Origin of the sequence: Nonomuraea sp. NPDC049607, assembly GCF_040675375.1 — a bacterium.
Lineage (GTDB): Bacteria > Actinomycetota > Actinomycetes > Streptosporangiales > Streptosporangiaceae > Nonomuraea.
Window position 1 is genome coordinate 110,376 of the sequence record NZ_JBFAOV010000027.1, and the last position, 21,234, is coordinate 131,609.

Consider the following 21,234-nt stretch of genomic DNA (forward strand, 5'->3'; position numbering starts at 1 on the left):
GACCGTTACTCGGAGCAATCGTCTGTCAGCGCAAAACCTTGCGGAAGAAGGTGGCCGACGCCTCGTAACCCAGCGCGTGGTAGAACTCCGGCGCCCGCCGGGTGGCCATCGCCACGTACCCGGCCTGCCGGGTACGTGCCCACGCCTCGAACTCCTCCAGGAGCCGGCGGCCGATGCCCTGCCGGCGCGAGCCCGACTGGACCATGGCCTCCTCGACCCAGGCGACCGGCCCGTTGGCGAACAGCGTCAGGTGCACGAACCCCAGCAGGTATCCGTGGACGCGGCCGCCCACGACGGCCGTCAGCAGCAGGGCGTCCTCGTTGCGCAGGAGTTGCGGGAGCGCGGCGTCGAAGGCCCCGCGCTCCGGCCTGAAGGTCAGCCCGAACTCGCGCGCCAACGCGAACACCTCGTCCGCGTCCGCCTTCTCCGCCCTCCTGATGAGAAGATCGTCCGCTGTCATGAGGTACGACACTAGAACCTCTGTGCCCTTTCGTCCATCATGGCGTTCTGGCGGGTCAGAGGTCGCCGAGGCCGAGCTGACGGGCGATGAGCATGCGCTGCACCTCGCTGGTGCCCTCCCCGATCTCCAGGATCTTGGCGTCGCGGTAGAAGCGGCCGACCGGGAACTCGTTCATGAACCCGTACCCGCCGAACACCTGCGTGGCGTCGCGGGAGTTGTCCATGGCCGCGTTCGAGGACACCAGCTTGGCGATCGCCGCCTCCTTCTTGAACGGCGCCCCGGCCAGCATCTTCTCGGCCGCGTGGTAGTAGGCCAGGCGGGCGGTGTGCGCGCGCACCTCCATGTCGGCGATCTTGAACTGGATGGCCTGGTAGTGGCCGATCGGGTGGCCGAACGCCTTGCGGTCCCTGACGTACTTGAGGCATTCGTCCACGCAGCCCTGCGCCAGGCCCACGCTGAGCGCGGCGATGGCGATGCGGCCCTCGTCGAGGGTCTGGAGGAACTGCGCGTAGCCGCGGCCCCGCTCGCCCAGCAGGTTGGCGGCCGGCACCCGGCAGTCGGAGAAGGACAGCTCGCGGGTGTCGGAGGCGTTCCAGCCGACCTTGGAGTACTTCTTGGAGACCGTGAACCCCGGCGTGCCGCTCGGCACGAGGATCGTGGAGATCTCCCGCTCGCCGGTGAGCGCGGCCACGCCGATCACGCCGGTGATGTCGGTGCCGGAGTTGGTGATGAACGCCTTCGTCCCGTTGATCACCCATTCGCCGCCGTCGAGCACGGCGGTCGTGCGCATGCCGCCCGGCACGTCGGAGCCGCCGCCCGGCTCGGTCAGCCCGAACGCGCCCAGCATCTCGCCCGAGGCCAGCCGGGGCAGCCACTCCTGGCGCTGCTCGTCGGTGCCGAACCGGTAGATCGGCATCGCGCCCAGCGAGACCGCGGCCTCCAAGGTGATCGCCACACTGGAGTCGGCGCGGGCCAGCTCCTCAAGGGCCAGGCACAGGGCGAAGTAGTCGCCGCCCATGCCGCCGAACTCCTCCGGGAACGGCAGGCCGAACAGCCCCATGTCGGCCATCTTGCGCACGATGTCGTACGGGAACTCCTCGCGCTCGTAGTAGTCGCCGATCACGGGCGCCACCACGTCACGGGCGAACGCCTCGACGGTCTTGCGCAGCTCTTGGTATTCGTCGTTCAGCATGATCAGCCTTTCGCGAGGGCCTGGACGACGCGCGAGGGGCTGGGCCGGCCCAGCCGCTCGGCCAGCCAGGTGCTGGTGGACACGAGTTTGTCCAGGTCGAGCCCGGTCTCGATGCCGAGCCCGCGCAACATCCACACGAGGTCCTCGGTGGCGAGGTTGCCGGTGGCGGACTCGGCGTACGGGCAGCCGCCGATGCCGCCCGTGGAGGCGTCGACGGTGGTCACGCCCGCTCTCAGCGCGGCGAGCGTGTTGCCGAGCGCCTGCCCGTAGGTGTCGTGGAAGTGCACGGCGAGCCGGTCGGGCCCACCGAACGCGCCGATCAGCTCGGTCACGTGGCCCGGCGTGCCGACGCCGATCGTGTCGCCGAGGGACAGCTCGTAGCAGCCGAGCCCGAGCAGCCGCTCGCCGACCTCGACGACCTGCCCGACCGGCGTGGGCCCCTCCCAGGGGTCGCCGAAGCACATCGACACGTACGCGCGCACCCGCAGCCCGTGCTCCAGCGCCCTGGCCACGACCGGCTCGAACATGTCGAACTGGCTCTCCAGCGTGCGGTTGAGGTTCTTGGCGGCGAAGGTCTCGGTGGCGCTGGCGAAGATCGCGATCTCGGTGACGTCCAGCTCCAGCGCGCGGTCGAGCCCGCGCTCGTTGGGCACCAGCACCGGGTAGCGCACGCCGGGCCTGCGGTCGAGGCGGCCGAGCAGCTCACCGGCGTCGGCGAGCTGCGGCACCCATCTGGGGTGGACGAAGCTGGTCGCCTCGATGACCCGGTGCCCGGCGTCGGCCAGCCGGTCGATGAACTCGGCCTTCACCTCGACCGGCACGATCGCCGACTCGTTCTGCAGGCCGTCGCGCGGGCCCACCTCGTAGACCGTGACCCGCTCGGGAAGCCCTTCCATGCGGTATGGCATCACGCCTCCTCACCGGTGACCACGGCCAGCACGGCGTCCATGTCGACCGGCTTGCCCGGCTGGACGGGCAGCTCGGCGACCACGCCGTCACAGGGGGCGGTGACCGTGTGCTCCATCTTCATGGCCTCGACGACGACCAGCGGCTGCCCCTCGCTCACCCGGTCGCCGGGCTGCACCTTGACCAGCAGGACGGTGCCGGGCATGGGGCTGCGGACCACGCCGTCGCCCGCGCCCGCGGCTCCGGGCCGGTCGCCCGGGTCGCCGATGAGGTGGCGGGTGAACGCCCACGACTCGCCGTCGCGGCCGAGCCAGAGCGTGTCGCCGTGGCGGGCGGTCAGGTAACGCGTGGTCCGGCCGCCCAGGGTGACCGTCAGCCCGCCGTCGCCGGTCGCGATCCGCGCGGGGACCGCCTCGCCGTCGAGCCGCACCTCGGCCGAACGGCCGGGCAGCCCGCGTACGGGCACCGCGTGCACGCCGTCCCGCGACTCCAGCCGCCAGGTCGTCCAGGCGCGCTCGCCGACCCGCCAGCCGTCGGTGACCTGCCAGGGGTCGGGGCCCTGCGGGAGCGCGTGGAAGGCCAGCGCCGCCGCGGCGGCCACCTCCCGGGGCACGCCCTCCCGGGGCAGCAGCTCGGGCAGCACCCGTTCGACCAGGCCGGTGTCCAGCTCCCCCGCCTCGACGGCCGGGTGCCGGACGAGCGCGCGCAGGAACGGCACGTTGGTGACCACGCCGAGGACCGCCGTGCGGGCGAGCGCCCGGTCCAGCGCCCTGAGCGCCGAGGCGCGGTCCGGCGCCCAGGTGATCACCTTGGACAGCATGGGGTCGTAGTCGCTGCCGACGACGCCGCCCTCGGCCAGGCCGGAGTCGACCCGCACCCGTCCCGGGCCGTCGCCGCCGGGCTCGCGCAGGGCCAGGACGCGCCCGCCGCTGGGCAGGAAGCCGCGCGCCGGGTCCTCGGCGTAGACGCGGGCCTCGACGGCGTGGCCGTCCAGCCGCACCGCCTCCTGGCCGAACGGCAGCGGCTCGCCGGCCGCGACGCGCAGTTGCAGCTCCACCAGGTCCAGGCCGGTGACCAGCTCGGTGACCGGGTGCTCGACCTGGAGCCGGGTGTTCATCTCCATGAAGTGGTAGGAGCCGGTGGTGCCGTCGACGATGAACTCGACCGTGCCGGCGCCGACGTAGCCGACCGAGCGGGCGGCCTCGACGGCCGCGGCGCCCATGCGGGCGCGCGTGTCGGGGGACACGAAGGGCGACGGCGCCTCTTCGATGATCTTCTGGTGCCGGCGCTGCAGACTGCACTCGCGCTCGCCCAGGTGCACGACGTTGCCGTGGGCGTCGGCCATCACCTGGATCTCGATGTGCCGGGGGTTCTCGACGTAGCGCTCGATGAGCAGGGTGCCGTCGCCGAACGCCGCCCGCGCCGTACGGCGGGCCGACTCCAGCGCGTCGGGCAGCTCGGCGGCCGAGCGCACCAGCACCATGCCCTTGCCACCGCCGCCCGCGGACGGCTTGATCAGCGCCGGGAAGTCGGCCCACTCCGCCAGGTCGTCGCCGGGCTCGGCCCCGCCGGGGACGACCGGCACGCCGGCCGCCGACACGGTGGCCTTGGCCCGGATCTTGTCGCCCATGGCGTCGATGGCCTCGGGGGACGGGCCGACGAAGACGAGCCCGGCCTCGGCGCAGCGCCGCGCGAACGCGGCGTTCTCGGCCAGGAAGCCGTAGCCGGGATGCACGGCCTGCGCGCCGGAGGCGAGCGCCGCCTCCACGATCGCCTCGATGTCTAGATATTTCGAGACTTCGAGGGCGATGTCTGCTTCGCGGGCGTGCCTGGCGCCCGCGTCGGGCGGCGTGAACACCGCCACCGACTCGACGCCGAGCGCGCGCAGCGTCCGGACGACCCGGACGGCTATCTCGCCCCGGTTGGCGATGAGAACACGGTCGAAGAGCATGATCACATCCGGAAGACGCCGTAGCCGGCGGGTTCGAGCGGCGCGTTGGCCGCCGCGGACAGGGCCAGCCCGAGGACGGTGCGGGTGTCGAGCGGGTCGATCACGCCGTCGTCCCAGAGCCGGGCGGTGGAGTAGTAGGGGTTGCCCTGGTGCTCGTACTGGGCGCGGATGGCGTCGGGGTCGGCGTCGCCGACGGTGGTCAGCACGTTCGCCGCCTGCTCGCCGCCCATGACGGAGATGCGGGCGTTGGGCCACATCCACAGGAACCTGGGCGAGTAGGCCCGTCCGGCCATGGCGTAGTTGCCCGCCCCGAACGAGCCGCCGATCACGACCGTGAACTTGGGCACCCGCGCGCATGACACGGCCGTCACCATCTTGGCGCCGTGCTTGGCGATGCCGCCCGCCTCGTAGGCCTTGCCGACCATGAACCCGCTGATGTTCTGCAGGAACACCAGCGGGATGCGGCGCTGGTCGCACAGCTCGATGAAGTGCGCGCCCTTCATCGCCGACTCGCTGAACAGGATGCCGTTGTTGGCCACGATGCCCACCGGGTGGCCGTGCAGATGGGCGAAGCCGGTGACGAGGGTGGAGCCGTACTCGGCCTTGAACTCCAGGAAGCGCGAGCCGTCCACCAGGCGGGCGATGACCTCGCGCACGTCGTAGGGCTGGCGGGTGTCGGCGGGGACGACGCCGTACAGGTCGCGCGGGTCGTGGTGCGGCTCCTCGGGCGCGACGGTGTCCCAGGGGCGGGAGGCCCTGGGGGCCAGCGTCGAGACGATGTCGCGGACGATGGCCAGGGCGTGGGCGTCGTCCTCGGCCAGGTGGTCGGTGACGCCGCTGACCCGGGAGTGCAGGTCGCCGCCGCCCAGTTCCTCGGCCGTGACCTCCTCGCCGGTGGCCGCCTTCACCAGGGGCGGGCCGCCCAGGAAGATCGTGCCCTGGCCGCGGACGATGACGGCCTCGTCGCTCATGGCCGGCACGTACGCGCCGCCGGCGGTGCACGAGCCGAGCACCGCGGCGATCTGCGGGATGCCGCGGGCCGACATCGTGGCCTGGTTGTAGAAGATGCGTCCGAAATGCTCCCGGTCGGGGAAGACCTCGTCCTGTTTGGGGAGGAACGCGCCACCGGAGTCGACCAGGTAGACGCAGGGCAGGTGGTTGTGCAGAGCCACCTCCTGGGCCCGCAGGTGCTTCTTGACGGTCATCGGGTAGTACGTGCCGCCCTTGACGGTCGCGTCGTTGGCCACGACCACGCACTCGCGCCCGGCCACCCTGCCGACGCCGGTGATGATCCCGGCGGCGGGCGCCTGGTCGTCGTAGAGGCCGCCGGCCGCCAGCGGCGACAGCTCCAGGAAGCGGGATCCCGGGTCGAGCAGCCCGTCGACGCGGTCGCGCGGCAGCAGCTTGCCCCGCTCGACGTGCCGCAGCCGCGACCGCTCGGGACCGCCGAGCGCCGCCGTGGCCAGCCGTTCGAGCAGTTCGGCGGCCAGGCGCTCGTTGAGCTCGGAGTTGCGCTTGTACGCCTCGCTCCCGGGCTCCACGGCCGACCTCAGCACCGGCCAGTCGCTCATGAGTCCCCTCTCGTCATGGCCGAGATGTTAGTCATCATTAACGTAACCGTCTAGCATGTGAGACGTGACCACTGCCTCCCCACCTACCCGCGAGCGCGGCAGAAGGCGCATGGAAATCCTCGCGGCGGCCGCCCGCCTGTTCGCCGCGCGAGGCTTCCACGGCGTCTCCATCGAGGACATCGGCGGCGCGGTCGGCGTCTCGGGCCCCGCGCTCTACCGCCACTTCAGCGGCAAGGACGCGCTGCTCGCCGAGATGCTGCTCGACGTCAGCTCGCGGCTGCGGGAGTCGGCGGTGGCGGTGGCGACCTCGTCCCGGAGCCCGGCCGAGACGCTCGACGCGCTGCTCGACGTGCAGATCACGTTCGCGCTCGACCAGCCCGCGCTGATCACCGTGCACGACCGCGAGCTGGGCAACGTGCCCGAGCCCGAGCGCCGCGGGATCAGGCGGCTGCAGCGCCTCTACGTCGAGGAGTGGGTGACCGTGCTGGCCGAGCTGCACCCGGAGTGCCCGCCGGCCCGGCTGCGCGCGGCGACCCACGCGGTCTTCGGGCTGCTCAACTCCACGCCCCACAGCGCGGGCGAGCTGCCCGCGCACGCCATGCGTCCCCTGCTGCACGCGATGGCCCGCGCCGCGATCGAGGCCAGTGTTAGCGACCACTAACTGACCGGCCCGCGTTTCACACCGCACACAGCACCCCGAAAGCCCGTGAACTCTGACAAACGACCATGGATCAGGGTTAAACGGACGGACCACAATCTGTCATGGACTCCGGCAGACGGCGGCGGCGATGACAGACATAATCAGGGGTGTGGCGCGCGACACTGTTGAGACACATTTCATCCAATCCGTTGCGGCGCTGAAGGCAGGCCCCGCCCGAGATCCCGGCGGCCCGGTGCGCGAGGGCACGTCGCTGACCGGCGACCGGTGCAGGACCCTGTTCCAGCGCCAGCTCGACAGCCGCCTGCTCGACATCGCCGCCCGCTGGCTCCGCGAGCAGGACGAAGGCTTCTACACGATCGGGTCGGCCGGCCACGAGGGCAACGCGGCGGTCGCCGCCGCGGCCAGGGCGAGCGACCCGGCGCTGCTCCACTACCGGTCCGGCGCCTTCTACCTGACCCGGTCCGAGCAGGCCGGGCGGCTGCCCGAGCAGGGTCTGCGCGACGTGCTGATGGGTCTGACCGCGGCGGCCGACGAGCCGATCGCGGGCGGCCGCCACAAGGTGTTCGGCCACCCCCACCTGGCCGTCATCCCGCAGACCTCGACCATCGCCAGCCATCTGCCGCGCGCCGTGGGCGTCGCCTTCGCCATCGAGCGGGCCGCCGCGCTCGGCGACCGGTCGGCCTGGCCGCCCGACGCCATCGCCGTGTGCAGCTTCGGCGACGCCTCGATCAACCACGCCAGCGCCCTGTCCGGGTTCAACACCGCCTCCTACGCGACCTTCCAGGGGCAGCCGCTGCCCATCCTGTTCGTGTGCGAGGACAACGGCATCGGCATCAGCGTCCGCACCCCCAAGGGGTGGGTGGAGGCGGCGGCGCGGCGGCCGGGCATCGCGTACTTCGCCGCCGACGGCTGCGACCTGCCCGACGCCTACGACGCCGCCATGCTCGCGGTCCAGCACGTCCGGGCCAACCGCTCCCCCGCGTTCCTGCACCTGTCCACCGTGCGGCTGATGGGTCACGCCGGGTCCGACGTCGAGTCGGCCTACCGCACCCAGCGGGAGCTGCGGGCCGACATGGAGCGCGACCCGCTCCTGCGTACCGCGCGGCTGCTGGTCGAGGCCGGGCTCGAGACCCCGGAGGACCTGCTCAAGGCGTACGAGTCGGCGCGCGAGCACATCCTGCGCATCGCCCTGGAGACGACCCGCGCCCCGCGCCTCGGCTCGGCCGCGGAGGTCATGGAGCCGATCGCGCCGCGCCGCCCCGACCTGATCGCCAACATCAGCCCGACCGCCGGCGAGGGCCCGGTCAGGGAGAAGGCGTTCGCGGGCTCGCTGCCCGAGCTGGAGAAGCCGCTCACGTTGTCGCAGACCATCAACCGCACGCTCGCCGACGCGCTGGTGGTCTACCCCGAGATGACGGTCTTCGGCGAGGACGTCGCCAGGAAGGGCGGCGTCTATGGCGTCACCCGGGGGCTGCAGAAGCGGTTCGGCGGCTCGCGGGTGTTCGACACGCTCCTCGACGAGCAGGCCATCCTCGGCCTCGCGCTCGGCTCGGCCGTGTCCAACCAGCTGCCGGTGCCGGAGATCCAGTACCTGGCCTACCTGCACAACGCGCTCGACCAGATCCGCGGCGAGGGCGCCACGCTGTCGTTCTTCTCGCGCGGCGCCTACACCAACGGCATGGTCGTCCGCGTCGCCGGCTACGCCTACCAGAAGGGCTTCGGCGGCCACTTCCACAACGACAACGCGGTGGCCGCGCTGCGCGACATCCCGGGCCTGGTCGTGGCCTCGCCCGCGCGTCCCGACGACGCCGCCGCCATGCTGCGCACCTGCTTGGCCGCCGCCCGTACGGCCGGATCGGTCTGCGTGTTCCTGGAGCCGATCGCGCTCTACCACACGCGTGACCTGTTCGAGGAGGGCGACGGCGGCTGGCTGGCGTCGTACACGCCGCCGGCACGCTGGCGCGAGACGCACGTGCCCGTCGGGCGGGCGCGCTCGTACGGCGAGGGCCGCGACCTGACGATCGTGACGTTCGGCAACGGGCTGCGCATGAGCCTGCGGGCCGCCGTCCGGCTCACCCAGGAGGGCTACGGCTGCCGCGTCCTCGACCTGCGCTGGCTGGCGCCGCTGCCGGTGGACGACCTGCTGCGGGCGGCCGAGCTGACCGGCAAGGTGCTGATCGCCGACGAGACCCGGCACTCCGGTGGCGTGTCCGAGGGCGTGACGACCGAGCTGCTCGACGCCGGGTTCACCGGGCAGGTCGCCCGGGTGACCTCGGCCGACAGCTTCATCCCGCTGGGCGACGCGGCCAACCACGTGCTGCTGTCGGAGGAGGAGATCGAGCAGGCGGCGCGCAAGCTACTGGGCTGAGCGCGCCCCTCTGATGCAGGCCGGTCTCGACCAGGCGACCGTGGAGTCCGCCGAGATGCGCAGCGGCACGCCCACCAGGAAGCAGTAGCCGGTGTCCGGGTCGAGACCGGCGACGCGGGTGGTGGTGGCGCCCTGGCCGAGAGCGGTGACGGCCTGCTCGCCCGCGCCCGCCGGCGAACGTTGCAGGACGACCGGGTAGCGGCGGGCGTCAGCCGGGAGCGTCCAGCTCAGCTCCACCAGGGCGCCGCGGTCGGCGGTGACCTTGAGCCTGCGGGGGGCGAGCGCGGCGACGTCCCGCTTGCTGATCGGCGGCGGGGTGGTGGCGGCGGTCCTGGCCTCGGGCTGTCGCGTGGCGGCGGAGGTCGGGCCGGTGGGTTGCCGGAGCGACAGGTGGATGGCCAGGGCCGTGCCGCCGATCGCCACGACCGCGACCGTGCCGCCGATCAGCAGGCGTTTCCTGAGGCTCCCCGCTCCGGTGGGCGGCGTCGTGGGGGCCTCCGGCCGGGGGCCGCCGGGGTGGCCCGGAACGCCGGGCGAGTACGGGCCGGGGCCGGAGCCGGGGCCAGGGCCCGGAGGCAGGTGGCTGCCGGTCGCGGGCAGGTGGCTGCCGGTCGCGGGCAGGGAGGGGTCGCCGGGGTGCGGTGGGGCGTCCGGGCCGCCGTGCGGGCGGCGCGGGACGGTGGACATCGCGGGCCCCGGCCCCGGGTCCTGGCCCACCAGGTCGGTCACCGACAGCCCCAGCTCCGCCTGCACCTCCTGCAACCGCCGCGCCAGCTCCCTGGCCGAACCGGGCCGCGACCCCGGTTGCCTGGACATCGCCCGCAGGATCGTCCCGAACACCACCGGCGGCACGTCGGCCCGGTTGATCGGCGGCGGGTCGAGGCTCAGCACCCGGTACATCAGCGGCGCGATCGACGGGTCGGCGGGGTTGTGGAAGGCGGGCTGTCCGGCCAGCAGGTGGTAGAGCGTCGAGCCGAGGGAGTAGATGTCGCTCGCGGCCGAGTGCGGCTGCCCGGTGAGCACCTCGGGGGCGGCGTGCAGCGGGGTGAACGCCTGCGAGGTGGCCGAGATCTCGGCGGCGTCCACGACCCTGGCCACGCCGAAGTCGGCCACGGCGAGCTCGCCATAGCGGGAGATGAGGATGTTCTGCGGCTTGATGTCGCCGTGCAGCACCCCGGCCTCGTGCACGGCGGCCAGCGCGCCGGCGAGCTTGACGCCCGCGCGCAGCACGTCGGGCACCCCGAGCGGCCCCTCCTTGCGGATCTTGTCGCGCAGTGAGCCGTTCTCGAAGAAGTCCATCGCGATGTACGGCTTGCCCGAGCGCGTCACGCCGGTGTCGAAGACGGTCACGACGTTGGGATGGCCGGTCAGGCGGCCGGTGAGCTGGAGCTCGCGCTGGAAGCGGCGCATGGTGCGCTGGTCGACCCGGTCGACCGACAGGACCTTCAGCGCCACGACCCGGTCGAGGCGCTCCTGGTAGGCGCGGTAGACGACGGCGAACCCGCCCTGGCCCGCCTGATCGAGCACCCGGTACCCGGGCGCGTCCTCGGCTGGCAGCACGGCACACACCCCCTGTTGCCGGTGAGTTTAATGTGAAATTTCGGCTTTCAGGGGGTCAGCGGGTTCATCAAGTACGCGCCGAACACCACCGACACGGCGGCCACCAGCAGGAAGAAGAACACGTAGAAGCCGCCGGGCAGGAACGTCAGCCGGGCGAGCTGGTCGGCGTCGGAGTCTCTGGCCTGCCGCCTGCGCCGCTTGCGCTGCAGCTCGACGATCGGCCGGACGCCGCCGAACAGCAGGAACCACGTCGCGACCATGGCCACGGCCTGCTGGACCTCGGCGGGGGCGTACATGGACAGGGCGAACATCGCGCCGCCGGTGACCAGCAGGATCAGCGCGCCGTAGAGGTTGCGGATCAGCAGCAGCATGCACACCAGGAAGAGCAGCACGCCCCAGATCAGCAGCGTGATGCGGCCCTGCTCGGTCAGCCACGCGGCGGCCAGCCCCAGCAGCGACGGCGCCAGGTAGCCGGCGAGCGCGGTCAGCACCATGCCGGGACCGTTGGGGCGGCCCCTGGTCAGCGTGACGCCGGAGGTGTCGGAGTGGAGCCGGATGCCTTCGAGCTTGCGCCGGGTGAGCAGCGCCATGACCGCGTGACCGCCCTCGTGGGCGATCGTGATCAGGCCCCTGGACACCTGCCAGGGTGTGCGGAACGCGACGACCGCGAGCGCGGCCAGAGCCGAGACCAGCACGACCCAGGGGTCGGGGTCAGGCTGAACCTTGATCAGGTGGGCCCAGAGCATGTCCATCGAGGAGAAACACTAGCCGGGTAAAGTCCCGGCTGTGGCCGCAGAACTGCATTCTGACGCGGGCGTTCCGGCGTGGTGGCGCGAGCTAGGGCTGCCGGGCCTGATCGACCTGCATGTGCACTTCCTGCCCGGACGCATGGAACGCCGGGTCTGGCATCACTTCAACCACGGCGGCCCGCTGATGGGCGCCGGCTGGAAGATCGAGTACGAATGGCCGGTCGAGGAGCGGCTGACGCGCTTGCGCGAGATGGGCGTACGGCGTTTCCCGGCCCTGGCGTACGCGCACAAGCCGGACATGGCGCGCGACCTCAACGCCTGGACCCTCGACTTCGCCCGCCGCACCCCCGACTGCCTCCCATCGGCGACGTTCTACCCCGAGCCCGGCGTCGCGGACTACGTGCGCGCGGCGCTGGCGGAGGGCGTCAAGATCTTCAAGGTGCACCTCCAGGTCGGCGGCTTCGACCCGGCCGCGCCAGAGCTGGCCGGGGTCTGGGGGCTGCTGGCGGAGTCGGGCGTGCCCGTGGTCGTGCACGCCAGCTCGGTGCCCGTGCCCGGCGGCCACGTGGGGCCGGGGCCGATCGGCGCGGTGCTGGCCGCCCATCCCCGGCTGCGGGTGGTGATCGCGCACCTGGGCATGCCCGAGTACGAGCCGTTCTTCGAGCTGGCCGTCCGCCATGAGCGGGTCGCGCTGGACACCACCATGGCCTTCACCGACTTCTCCGAGCGCGGCATGCCGTTTCCCACCCGATTGCGCCCGGTTCTGCGTGATCTCGGACTTTCGGGGAAGGTGGTGCTCGGCAGCGATTTCCCGACGATCCCGTACCCCTACGCGCACCAGCTCGACGCCCTCGCCCGCCTGGATCTCGGCGAGGAGTGGCTGCGGGCCGTGTGCTGGGACAACGGTGCGGCCATGATTCGATAGCAAGGTGAACGATCGGCACGTGGCGCTCATCAGCGCCTTCTACGACGCTCTCGGCCGCGGGGACTTCGCGGCCATGGAGCGCTGCTATCACCCCGACGTCAGCTTCGGCGACCCCATCTTCCAGGAGGTCGAGGGCCGGGACCGGGTGATGGCGATGTGGCGGTTGCAGCTCGGCGTGCGCAACGGGCTGAGATCCGGCTACCGCGACGTCCAGGCCGACGAGTTCAGCGGCTCGGCCCACTGGACGGCCAGCTACACCTTCTCCAGCACCGGCCGGGCGGTCGTCAACGAGATCGACGCGCTGTTCAGGTTCGAGGACGACCTCATCGTCCGCCACCACGACGAGTTCGACTTCAGGCGCTGGTCCAGAATGGCTCTCGGCAGACCGCAGGGGCTGCTGTTCGGCTGGACGCCGATGTGGCGCAAGACCATCAGGGATCGGGCGACCCAGGAGCTCAACGGCTTCGCGGCGACCGGGCAGTCATCGCAGTAGACCGGATCGGAGGGGTGCATGGCCAGGGTGAAGGGGTTCAGGCGCAGCGGTGACAACCGCGAGGAGGCGCCGGAGCACTCGATGGACCCGCGTGCCACCGAGGAGCACCCCTATCGGCCCACCGTCATCGACAACGCGATCTACCAGAACGGCGAGCGGGTCGACAATCCCGGCTCGCTCGCCGACGCCTTCGAACGCCTCAAGCAGATGCCGGACAGCATGGCCTGGATCGGCCTCTACCGTCCGAAGGAATGGGAGCTGGTCAAGCTCGCCGAGGAGTTCGAGCTGCACGAGCTGGCGCTCGAGGACGCGATCGTCGGCTCCCAACGGGCCAAGGCCGACCGCTACGGCGACACCCTCTTCGTGGTGCTGCGCGCCGCCCGCTACCTCGACGACGTGGAGGAGGTGGCCTTCGGCGAGCTGCACGTCTTCATCGGCCCCAACTTCGTGATCACCGTGCGCCACGCCGAGGCCCCCGACCTGCAGGGCGTGCGCAAGCGCATGGAGTCCGACCCCGAGCTGCTGCGTCAGGGCCCGCAGGCCGTCCTGTACGCCATCCTCGACGCCGTGGTCGACGGCTACGCCCCGGTGGTGGCCGGGCTGCAGAAGGACATCGAGGAGATCGAGGTCGAGGTCTTCAGCGGCGACCCCTCGGTGTCGCGGCGCGTCTACGAGCTGTCCGGCGAGGTGATCGAGTTCCAGCGGGCCACGGCGCCGCTGGTGGGCATGATCCACGCCTTCATCGCCGGAGCCGCCAAGTACGGCGTCAACGACGAACTGCAGAGCTACCTGCGGGACGTCGCCGACCACGCGATCACGGTGACCGAGCGCATCTCGGCCTTCCGCCAGATGTTGCAGAACATCCTGGTGGTCAACTCGACGCTGGTGACCCAGGCCCAGAACGCGGAGATGGCCCGCATGACCGAGGCCAGCATCCAGCAGGGCGAGGAGGTCAAGAAGATCTCGGCGTGGGCGGCCATCCTGTTCGCGCCGACGCTGGTCGGGACCATCTACGGGATGAACTTCGACTTCATGCCCGAGACTCACTGGGTGTTCGGGTATCCGTTTGCGATCTTGTTGATGGCGGCGGTGTGCATGGTGCTCTACATGGTCTTCAAACGCCGCGACTGGCTGTAGGTGCGCTTGGTGCGGCTCGCTTGGTGCGGCTCGCTTGGTGCGGTGCGCTCGGTGCGGTGCGCTCGGTGCGGTGCGCTCGGTGCGGTGCGCTCGGTGCGGTGCGCTCGGTGCGGTGCGCTCGGTGCGGTGCGCTCGGTGCGGCTCGCTTGGTGCGGTGCGCTCGGCCGTGAGGTGGGTGACGGTCGGCTGGTCGTGGGGAGGCCGACCGGTGCGCTGTGGCGTGCTCGGGTGGTGCGGTTCTCCGGTCAGGGGGCTGGGCATCGGTGCGTGCGGTGTTGCTGGTGCACCCCCTGCCGATAGGCCCGCTCGATCCGCCGGGTGTCGTTGAAGCGTCCGATCTTGCCCGACCAGCCGACGAAGACCTGACCACGCCCGGCCGGCCTACGCCGAAATCTGGTCCGATGAGACCGTCACCACCATTGCCGTGGTCGTCCCACCTGCGGCATCACCTCAGGTATTACCTGGGGCATCACCTGCGGCGAGCCGGTGATGACCGGCGACGCGCCGGGTCCACCCCTGCCGGGCCGCCTTCGCCGCCGCCATCGGCCGGCTCGACGCCCGTCACCCGCCGGTCCGGCCACACTGGGCGTGGCCCATCGGCGAGAACGTACAGGTGGGCGTTGCCGATGCCGCGTCCGCAACATCGGCCCTGCCGTCTGCGGCCGTGTGCGGGCCGACCACCACCACCCGCCGCGAGACGCCACGGCGGCGGCCGGCCCGGATCATCGTCCCGGTCAGTAGGTCGCACTCGGCCAGGCCTGGCGCCTCGCAACGGGAGGCGCAGGATCGGCGGGAGGGCCCGCTCGGGCCCGCCGGTCGCCGTGGCGATGCGCGCCGGTCCGCGCCACTGTTCCTGAAGGGCCGCGGGGTACGGTCGCCCCCTCCGGTGCAGCCATCAGGAACAAGCCCGCATGCCCACATGCCCACATGCCCACATGCCCACATGCCCGCATGCCCACATGCCTGCAGGCCCGCAGAGGCCCGCAGAGGCCCGCAGAGGCCCGCAGCCATGCTCGTCGAAGCCGCGTACCCCCGCTTCCTACCCCTGCTCCCCCTTTTCCCTCTCCCTCTCATTCAGCAAATACAACGACATCAAGTGCTTTTGCGCATTTACCGCCACAAGCCCCTCAGTACAATTCATCACCATCAAGCCGAATTGCGCGATGCCTCAATTTCCACTTCGCCTGCACCGACGCGGCGGGCTAATATTCATGGACCCACCCCTCCCCCAAGCGCAACGAAATCGGGTGATGATGGCGACGCAGCAAGAAATAACCGCCGCCCGGCGTCACATCGAACGACTGCGCGACGAACACGCCAACGACCTGACCGCACTCGTCCATCTGGTGGACGGCGGCGCGCTCAAGGGCCCGGCCGGTGACCGCCTCGCCGCCGACCTGCGCACCTGGGACCGCGGCTACAAAGACCTCTTCGCCCGGGCATTGAGGCTGCTCGACACGCTGCACCCGTCCGAGCCGGCCTCATGACCCCTCCCGTGGGCATCGACCCCGCCCTGATGATCCAGCTCATCAACGGCATGAAACGAGCAAGCCACACACTCCCCGACATCGGCCTCCAAGTCGAACGAACCCTCACCAACCTCGGCATATCCCTATGGGGGCCGGCCCACCTGTCATCCATAGGCCGCCAGCTGAACGACCGCGTCCCCACACTCCAGGGCCGTCTCGACCTCATCCTCGCCACCCCCGACCGACGTCCCGGCGAACGCGGCCTCCTCTGGGCGGATGAATCCCCATGGCTGTCGAAATCCCCCGCAGAAGGCACGACCGCCGCCACCGCACTGGCCGCGCAACTCCGTACGAAGATCGCATCCCATTCGCTCGACGCAGAATCCGTCGCCGAACTAGAACGCCACAAGAACGACCCGTTCTTCGCCGTGGCCTTCCTCACCCTGGTGCCGCCACGCGAACTCAAATCTCTCATCGCCCGTACATACTGCTCGGACCTCCCGCCCGGCGACCGCCCCCTCCTCTATGACACAGCCGTCCAGGACCGGTTCCTCACCATGCTCAGCACCCTGCTCGGCACCGCCTCCCACGGCGTCGGACGGATGCGCCTGGCCGCCGACTACGCCGACCGGCTGATCGAGGACATCGACCACCCCCAAGACGCGTTCGCCGTGAAGAGGCTCCTGCAGGACGGCGACTTCGACCACACCTTCCTGCTCACCCTCGTCCGCAAACTCCACGACAAGGACCTGGCCCATCCCCCCGATCTGTCCCTCCCCCGAGACCCCTGGACCCTCCCCGGCCCCAGAGACGTCTCCCCCGGCGACCTCAGCCCCATGGGCACCGCCCTGATCGCCCTAGCCCATCACCCCGCCGTCGCCCAGGACTTCTTCACCGACCCGGCCCGCAAACCCCTCGCCTACCTGATGCGCACCCACCCCTGGCTCGGCGACGCCGACGCCGACCTCGGCTGGGCCCTCCAGGCCGCCACCACGGAGTTCCGCGACCACGACCTGCCACCCGGCGGATCACGCGGCTACAAGTCCGCGCTGATCGCGTCGTGGGCGGTCCGCTTCTGGAGCGACCCCAAGGTCCAGTCCAACCTCCCCTCCACCCGCCCCCACCTCGGCACCCTCCTCAGCCAGTACATCGCCGACGTGCACCGCGATGCCCAGTCGTTCATCGACAAGCGGCCGGGCGTGGAGACGGACGCCAATGCGGACAAGAATCTCCTCGGCGGCGCCCCCTACGGCGCCAAGTTCAACACCAGGGACATGAAACAGGCCATGGCCTGGACGTTCGAGGACGACAACGCCTTCCGGAAGGTGACCGCCGCCCACGGCCTGTACGCCGCCCGAATGCTGGACGAGTTGGCAGGCAAGATCGCGGCGGAGGTCAAGGCCGATGTCACGGCATGGCGCAAGTCGCACCCTGGTGCCACTAGGCAGCAACTGGACGCCGCACGACAGGACATCCTCGAGGAACGGATGAGCCGTAGTGGAGGCGCGGAGTTCGCCCGGGCGGCGCGCGGTCTCAGTGTGACGACGTGGATGATCACTAATGCGGCCAACATCTCCGGCATCGAGGAAGCCAGGGCGGAGGACGCCCGTTTCTCCGCGTTCAAGGAGATGACGGAGGCGATCGTGGGGCTTGCTCCGGGCCCACCCGGTAAGTTCATCGGCCTGCTGGTCGACACGGCCAAGGGAGAGATCTTCGGCAAGGTCAAGACCGGCCGGGAGGAACAGGCCCGCATGAACGCCGACGATGCGCTGGGAGCCGCCAAGCACATGTTCTCGGACCTGACCGCGGCCACCATGATGCGCCACGGCCTGTTCGGGGACGGTTCCGTACCGGCCAGGACCCATCCGTACCGACACAAGGATTTCTCACCGGGAGCGAGTGGACACTTCCTGGTCAACGGAGAGATCAAACCTTGGGATGAGATGAATTCGGACGAGCGGGAGTCTTACGACGAGTGGCTACACCTGAACGAAACCGGCCGAGTATTCGACCGCCCAGACGCGGCCATCGAGATCGGATTCAATAAGGCTACTGATTACCATGCCGGAAGTGGATCATGAAGGTCAGTCGAGCGATTGCCCTTGGTGCGCTCATTCTGGCAGGGTGCTCATCGACTCCGCCCCCAGACGGCAGAGCGCTCGGAAACGTCACCATCGCCCCACGTGAATGCAACTTGATCTCAGCAGATGCCATTATGATCGCGACGGGCCTCAACGAGTACCACGCATTCGGCACCAAGATGGATATGGGCCACAGCTTTGAGTCATGCACGGTTACCGGGAAGTCAGATGCGGAACATCGCCAGGGTCTGCTAATCGAGGTGTTCGACCCGTCGCCTGATGATGCGGAAGATCTGGAGAACACCAGGCAGTCCACCAATGGGATCGATCTGCCTGGTGGCCTGGGGCCCGGTTTTGCGGCCCGGCGTAGGAATGCTCAGGGGCAGGGTATTGCCTTTGTTTATGGGTGGACGGCTGATTACAAGCGGCTGCTCAGCGTGAACATCATGGAGGGGGCGCCGGGGAGGGATTCATTGGCGGATGCGGTGGAGTTTTTTCGGCAGCTCAAGCCGATTTTGCTTGTCCCGGCCTGATGGGGGGCGCCGCCTTGGGGGCCTCGGTGGGAGGGCTCATGGGGGGCAGGTGGGGAAGTCGGTCAGGTGGGGTTCGGCTTCGGTTATGGATTGGCGGAGGTCGGTGAGGAGGGAGGGGAGGCGGGCGGGGGTGTAGCGGGCTGAGGGGATCGAGATGGAGAAGGCTCCCACGGGGGTGCCGCGGCCGTTGCGCAGCGCTGCTCCGATGGCCGAGACGCCCTTTTCGGTGCCGTCGAGGTTGAGGGCGTAGCCGCGGGGGCGGATCTCGTCGAGTTCGCGGAGCAGGGACGTTCGTTCGTGGTCGGGCAGGTCCGGGTAGAGGTCGGCGAGTTGGTCGCTCGGCAGCGCGGACAGCAGGACCTTGCCCCCGGAGGCGCGGTGGGCGGGCAGGATCGTGCCGCGGCGGTCGCCGACGTACAGGATCTGCGGGGACTCGATGCTGTCCAGGAAGCGTACTTCGGCGCCTACTCTGACCATGAGGTTCACGGTCTCCTGGACGCGGGCGCACAGGCCCTCCATGGCGGGCCGGACGCGGGCGCGCAACTCGCGCAGGGCCGAGCCGCCGCCGTCGCCCGCGGCCGAGGCGAGGAAGGGGCCCGGCAGGTACGCGTGGTGCTCGTCCTGGACGGCGAAGTCGCGATAGACCAGCATCGCCAGCAGGCGGTGCGCGGTCGAGCGGGCGATGCCGAGTTCCTTGGCGACGTCGGTGACCTTGAGTCGTCCTTGGTCGCGCAGCATGTGGAGGAGCAGCAGCACGTTGTCGACCGAGCCCAGGGGGTACGCGGGCTTGTTCTTCACAGCAGAACGCTAGTGCAGTATGCGGAATTACTCCCTAGCGTGGGGCAGCATGAACCCGGAGGAGAGGCTGGGTGCGGGCTTCGCCGTCGAGCGTCCGATCCCGTTCTGGGCCCAGGTCGGCGACTTGATGTTCGTACGTCCCAGGTCTGGGGGCCGGAGGCTTGGGTGGGAGTGGAAGACGTTCCATCCGCCGGGCGGACGGGCGGGTGAGCTCGGCTCGGTTGGCGGGGGCGGGGAGCGGCGGGCCGGCGCGTCGGCTGATCTCGGCCTGGGCGGGTTGCCGTACACGATCCTGATCTTCTGGGCCTGCGTGCGGTGCCAGGCCCGCGCGAGGTCGCGCCCGAGCAGCGCTCGCCCCCGGAACGCCTTCCGCCTCGTGGGGCGACGGATAAGCGTGGGAACGGTCGTGGTCGTCGACGGCGGGTCGGTTGTGGTGCGGCGCGGCGGCTTCCTGGTTCGCGCCCGGCCGGCGGTTCCCGCGCCGCCACAGCACCATGGGCTTCCCCATGGTGGGGATCGATGGGCTCGGTATCCCATTTGTGCACCACGCGTCGTTCTTTGTGCTCGGATCGGGGCAGGTGAGCGACGCCTCGATGTCGGATGTGTCGCGGTCCGAGCGGTTGCGGGCATGTCCGGAGCTGCGGGTGGTGTCGGTGCGCTGGGCGGGTCTGCGGCTCCGGGCCGTTTCAAGGCTCGGTGCGGGTCCGGAGCTGCGGGTGGTGTCGGTGCGCTGGGCGGGTCTGCGGCTCCGGGCCGTTTCAAGGCTCTGTGCGGGTCCGGGGCTGCGGGCGGTGTCGGGGCTCGGGGCGTGTCTCGGCTTGCTGATCGTCGGCTGTCGCTGGGAGCGCGCCTGCCGGGCTCTGGGCGAGGGGCTGCGGGGTGTGGCCGGGTTGGGGATGTGGTTGTCCGGTTCGGGGAATCGACGGTCGGCGGGGGCGGCTGCCGTCGGTTGGGGCCGAGTTCTGCCGGCTGCGGGACGGGGTGACGACCGTCGCGGGTGGGGGTTGGGGTTGGGGTTGGGGTTGGGGTTGCGAGGGGTTCGGCGGCGAGGGTTGGTCACGTTGGACGGCGGTGAGCGTGTTCTGTCGCGTGGTGATCTCGTCGTCGTGGTGGTGGTCGTTTTCAGTTGTTTGTTTTCCGGCACGCCCGTTTGAGGGCTTGGATCAGTTTCGAGAGGGGCTCGTGTGAAGCTCGCGACGCTGCGACTGCCGCGCCGTACGGCCGCCGTCCGGATCGACGGGGAGCATGCCGTGGAGGTCGGGGCGCCCGACGTCGGGATGTTGCTGGCCGACCCGCGCTGGCGGGAGGTGGCGGCCGCGGCGGACGGCGCGCGGCATCCGTTGTCCACGGCCGACCTGGCGCCCGTGGTGCCGGTGCCGGGGAAGATCATCTGTGTCGGGCTCAACTACCGTGACCACATCCTGGAGATGGGACGGGAGCTGCCGCGGTACCCGACGGTGTTCGCGAAGTTCGCCGAGGCGCTGATCGGGCCGTACGACGACATCGAGTTGCCGGCGGTCTCGGAGGCGATGGACTGGGAGGGCGAGCTGGCCGTGATCATCGGGGCCGAGGTGCGCGGTGCCTCGCGGGAGGAGGCCGAGGCGGCCATCGCCGGGTACTCGGTGCTCAACGACGTGACGGCCAGGGACTACCAGAACCGTACGGCGCAGTGGCTGCAGGGCAAGACGTTCGAGGGGACGACGCCGTTCGGGCCCTTCCTGGTCACGCCGGACGAGATCGGCGGGGCGATGACCCTGCAGTGCGAGGTGGACGGGGAGGTCGTGCAGCAGGCGGACACGTCCGGTCTGGTGTTCCCGCCGGCCGAGCTGATCGTGTACCTGTCGGAGATCCTCACGTTGCGGCCGGGCGACGTCATCGCGACCGGCACGCCCGGAGGCGTGGGGCACGCCCGTAGGCCGCCCCGGTATCTGGCGGACGGGAGCAAGGTCGTCACGCGAATCGCCGGGGTCGGTGAGCTGGTGAACACGGCGCGACGCCTTGTCTGACCTGTTCATGCTGGATGGTGGCACCGGCTGTTTCCTGGACCGGTTGCGTCTGGCCGACCTCGATCGGCTCTCGGGGCTGCCGGGCTGAGGCGTTGCCGCGCACGTGGCCGTCCCGTACCTCGATGGATGGGGCGGTGCGTGGCTGCCGACGCGAAACCGCGCCGGGGCGGCGCTCAGGGGATGGCCGCGGGGCGGTGGGCGGCGCGGGTGCGCACCGCGAAGGGGCGGGACGCCGCCGACACGTAGGGGCAGGGCGTCGCCGCCGAGGGACGTCGCCGCCACGTAGGGGCAGGGCGTCGCCGCCGAGGGACGTCGCCGCCACGTAGGGGCAGGGCGTCGCCGCCGAGGGACGTCGCCGCCACCTAGGGGCAGGG

General features: G+C 70.7%; 17 protein-coding genes. 9 read left to right on the forward strand and 8 right to left on the reverse strand.

Translation table 11 applies throughout. The features are described from left to right. Positions 1-25 precede the first annotated feature (25 nt). Genes AB0J97_RS37560 through AB0J97_RS37580 form a run of 5 tightly spaced genes read right to left on the reverse strand, consistent with a single transcriptional unit; the run spans position 26 to position 6,080 of the window. On the reverse strand, positions 26-460 hold the full coding sequence (locus AB0J97_RS37560; RefSeq protein WP_357701161.1) for a GNAT family N-acetyltransferase: 435 nt from the start codon (positions 458-460) through the stop codon (positions 26-28). Positions 461-515: 55 nt separating this feature from the next. Then, on the reverse strand, positions 516-1,652 hold the full coding sequence (locus AB0J97_RS37565; protein WP_364097945.1) for an acyl-CoA dehydrogenase family protein: 1,137 nt from the start codon (positions 1,650-1,652) through the stop codon (positions 516-518). A 2-nt stretch (positions 1,653-1,654) separates the two neighbouring features. Next, the gene (locus tag AB0J97_RS37570) at positions 1,655-2,560 is read right to left on the reverse strand and encodes a hydroxymethylglutaryl-CoA lyase (protein ID WP_357701165.1); all 906 of its coding nucleotides are present in this window, start codon (positions 2,558-2,560) and stop codon (positions 1,655-1,657) included. Further along, positions 2,560-4,509: a biotin carboxylase N-terminal domain-containing protein gene (locus tag AB0J97_RS37575; protein ID WP_364097948.1), complete on the reverse strand. Its 1,950-nt coding sequence runs from the start codon at positions 4,507-4,509 to the stop codon at positions 2,560-2,562. The genes AB0J97_RS37570 and AB0J97_RS37575 overlap by 1 nt, the downstream gene beginning before the upstream one ends. A 2-nt stretch (positions 4,510-4,511) precedes the next feature. Then, complete coding sequence (locus AB0J97_RS37580) at positions 4,512-6,080, reverse strand: carboxyl transferase domain-containing protein (RefSeq protein WP_364097951.1); 1,569 nt, start codon at positions 6,078-6,080, stop codon at positions 4,512-4,514. 109 nt (positions 6,081-6,189) lie between these two features. Between AB0J97_RS37580 and AB0J97_RS37585 the strand changes: the two genes are divergently transcribed. Then, a complete protein-coding gene (locus AB0J97_RS37585) occupies positions 6,190-6,741 on the forward strand; it encodes a TetR/AcrR family transcriptional regulator (protein WP_364097981.1) in 552 nt (183 codons plus the stop codon). A 232-nt stretch (positions 6,742-6,973) separates the two neighbouring features. Next, a complete protein-coding gene (locus AB0J97_RS37590; protein ID WP_357701171.1) occupies positions 6,974-9,109 on the forward strand; it encodes a thiamine pyrophosphate-dependent enzyme in 2,136 nt (711 codons plus the stop codon). On the opposite strand, the gene AB0J97_RS37595 is transcribed toward AB0J97_RS37590, so the two are convergent. Together AB0J97_RS37595 and AB0J97_RS37600 are read right to left on the reverse strand one after the other, a co-directional pair. After that, positions 9,098-10,669, reverse strand: a complete 1,572-nt coding sequence (locus AB0J97_RS37595) for a protein kinase (RefSeq protein ID WP_364097954.1) — start codon at positions 10,667-10,669, stop codon at positions 9,098-9,100. The two genes, AB0J97_RS37590 and AB0J97_RS37595, sit on opposite strands and share 12 nt — an antisense overlap. Before the next feature lie 47 nt (positions 10,670-10,716). Further along, positions 10,717-11,421 (reverse strand): M50 family metallopeptidase, encoded by a 705-nt coding sequence (locus AB0J97_RS37600; protein WP_364097957.1) that lies wholly within the window; start codon positions 11,419-11,421, stop codon positions 10,717-10,719. 34 nt (positions 11,422-11,455) lie between these two features. Between AB0J97_RS37600 and AB0J97_RS37605 the strand changes: the two genes are divergently transcribed. The 6 genes from AB0J97_RS37605 (at position 11,456) to AB0J97_RS37630 (ending at position 18,056) form a co-directional block, all read left to right on the forward strand. After that, positions 11,456-12,343: an amidohydrolase family protein gene (locus AB0J97_RS37605; RefSeq protein WP_364097960.1), complete on the forward strand. Its 888-nt coding sequence runs from the start codon at positions 11,456-11,458 to the stop codon at positions 12,341-12,343. A gap of 4 nt (positions 12,344-12,347) precedes the next feature. After that, positions 12,348-12,836: a nuclear transport factor 2 family protein gene (locus AB0J97_RS37610; RefSeq protein WP_357701179.1), complete on the forward strand. Its 489-nt coding sequence runs from the start codon at positions 12,348-12,350 to the stop codon at positions 12,834-12,836. An 18-nt stretch (positions 12,837-12,854) separates the two neighbouring features. Further along, positions 12,855-13,973 (forward strand): magnesium and cobalt transport protein CorA, encoded by a 1,119-nt coding sequence (locus tag AB0J97_RS37615; RefSeq protein WP_364097967.1) that lies wholly within the window; start codon positions 12,855-12,857, stop codon positions 13,971-13,973. Between the two features lie 1,250 nt (positions 13,974-15,223). Continuing rightward, the gene (locus AB0J97_RS37620; protein WP_357701183.1) at positions 15,224-15,460 is read left to right on the forward strand and encodes a hypothetical protein; all 237 of its coding nucleotides are present in this window, start codon (positions 15,224-15,226) and stop codon (positions 15,458-15,460) included. A gap of 8 nt (positions 15,461-15,468) precedes the next feature. Then, positions 15,469-17,523 (forward strand): hypothetical protein, encoded by a 2,055-nt coding sequence (locus tag AB0J97_RS37625; RefSeq protein WP_364097970.1) that lies wholly within the window; start codon positions 15,469-15,471, stop codon positions 17,521-17,523. Between the two features lie 134 nt (positions 17,524-17,657). Continuing rightward, complete coding sequence (locus AB0J97_RS37630; protein WP_364097973.1) at positions 17,658-18,056, forward strand: hypothetical protein; 399 nt, start codon at positions 17,658-17,660, stop codon at positions 18,054-18,056. A 36-nt stretch (positions 18,057-18,092) separates the two neighbouring features. On the opposite strand, the gene AB0J97_RS37635 is transcribed toward AB0J97_RS37630, so the two are convergent. Beyond that, the gene (locus AB0J97_RS37635) at positions 18,093-18,854 is read right to left on the reverse strand and encodes an IclR family transcriptional regulator (RefSeq protein WP_357701189.1); all 762 of its coding nucleotides are present in this window, start codon (positions 18,852-18,854) and stop codon (positions 18,093-18,095) included. Positions 18,855-20,038: 1,184 nt separating this feature from the next. Between AB0J97_RS37635 and AB0J97_RS37640 the strand changes: the two genes are divergently transcribed. Then, complete coding sequence (locus AB0J97_RS37640; protein ID WP_357701191.1) at positions 20,039-20,860, forward strand: fumarylacetoacetate hydrolase family protein; 822 nt, start codon at positions 20,039-20,041, stop codon at positions 20,858-20,860. The last annotated feature ends 374 nt before the right edge of the window (positions 20,861-21,234 follow it).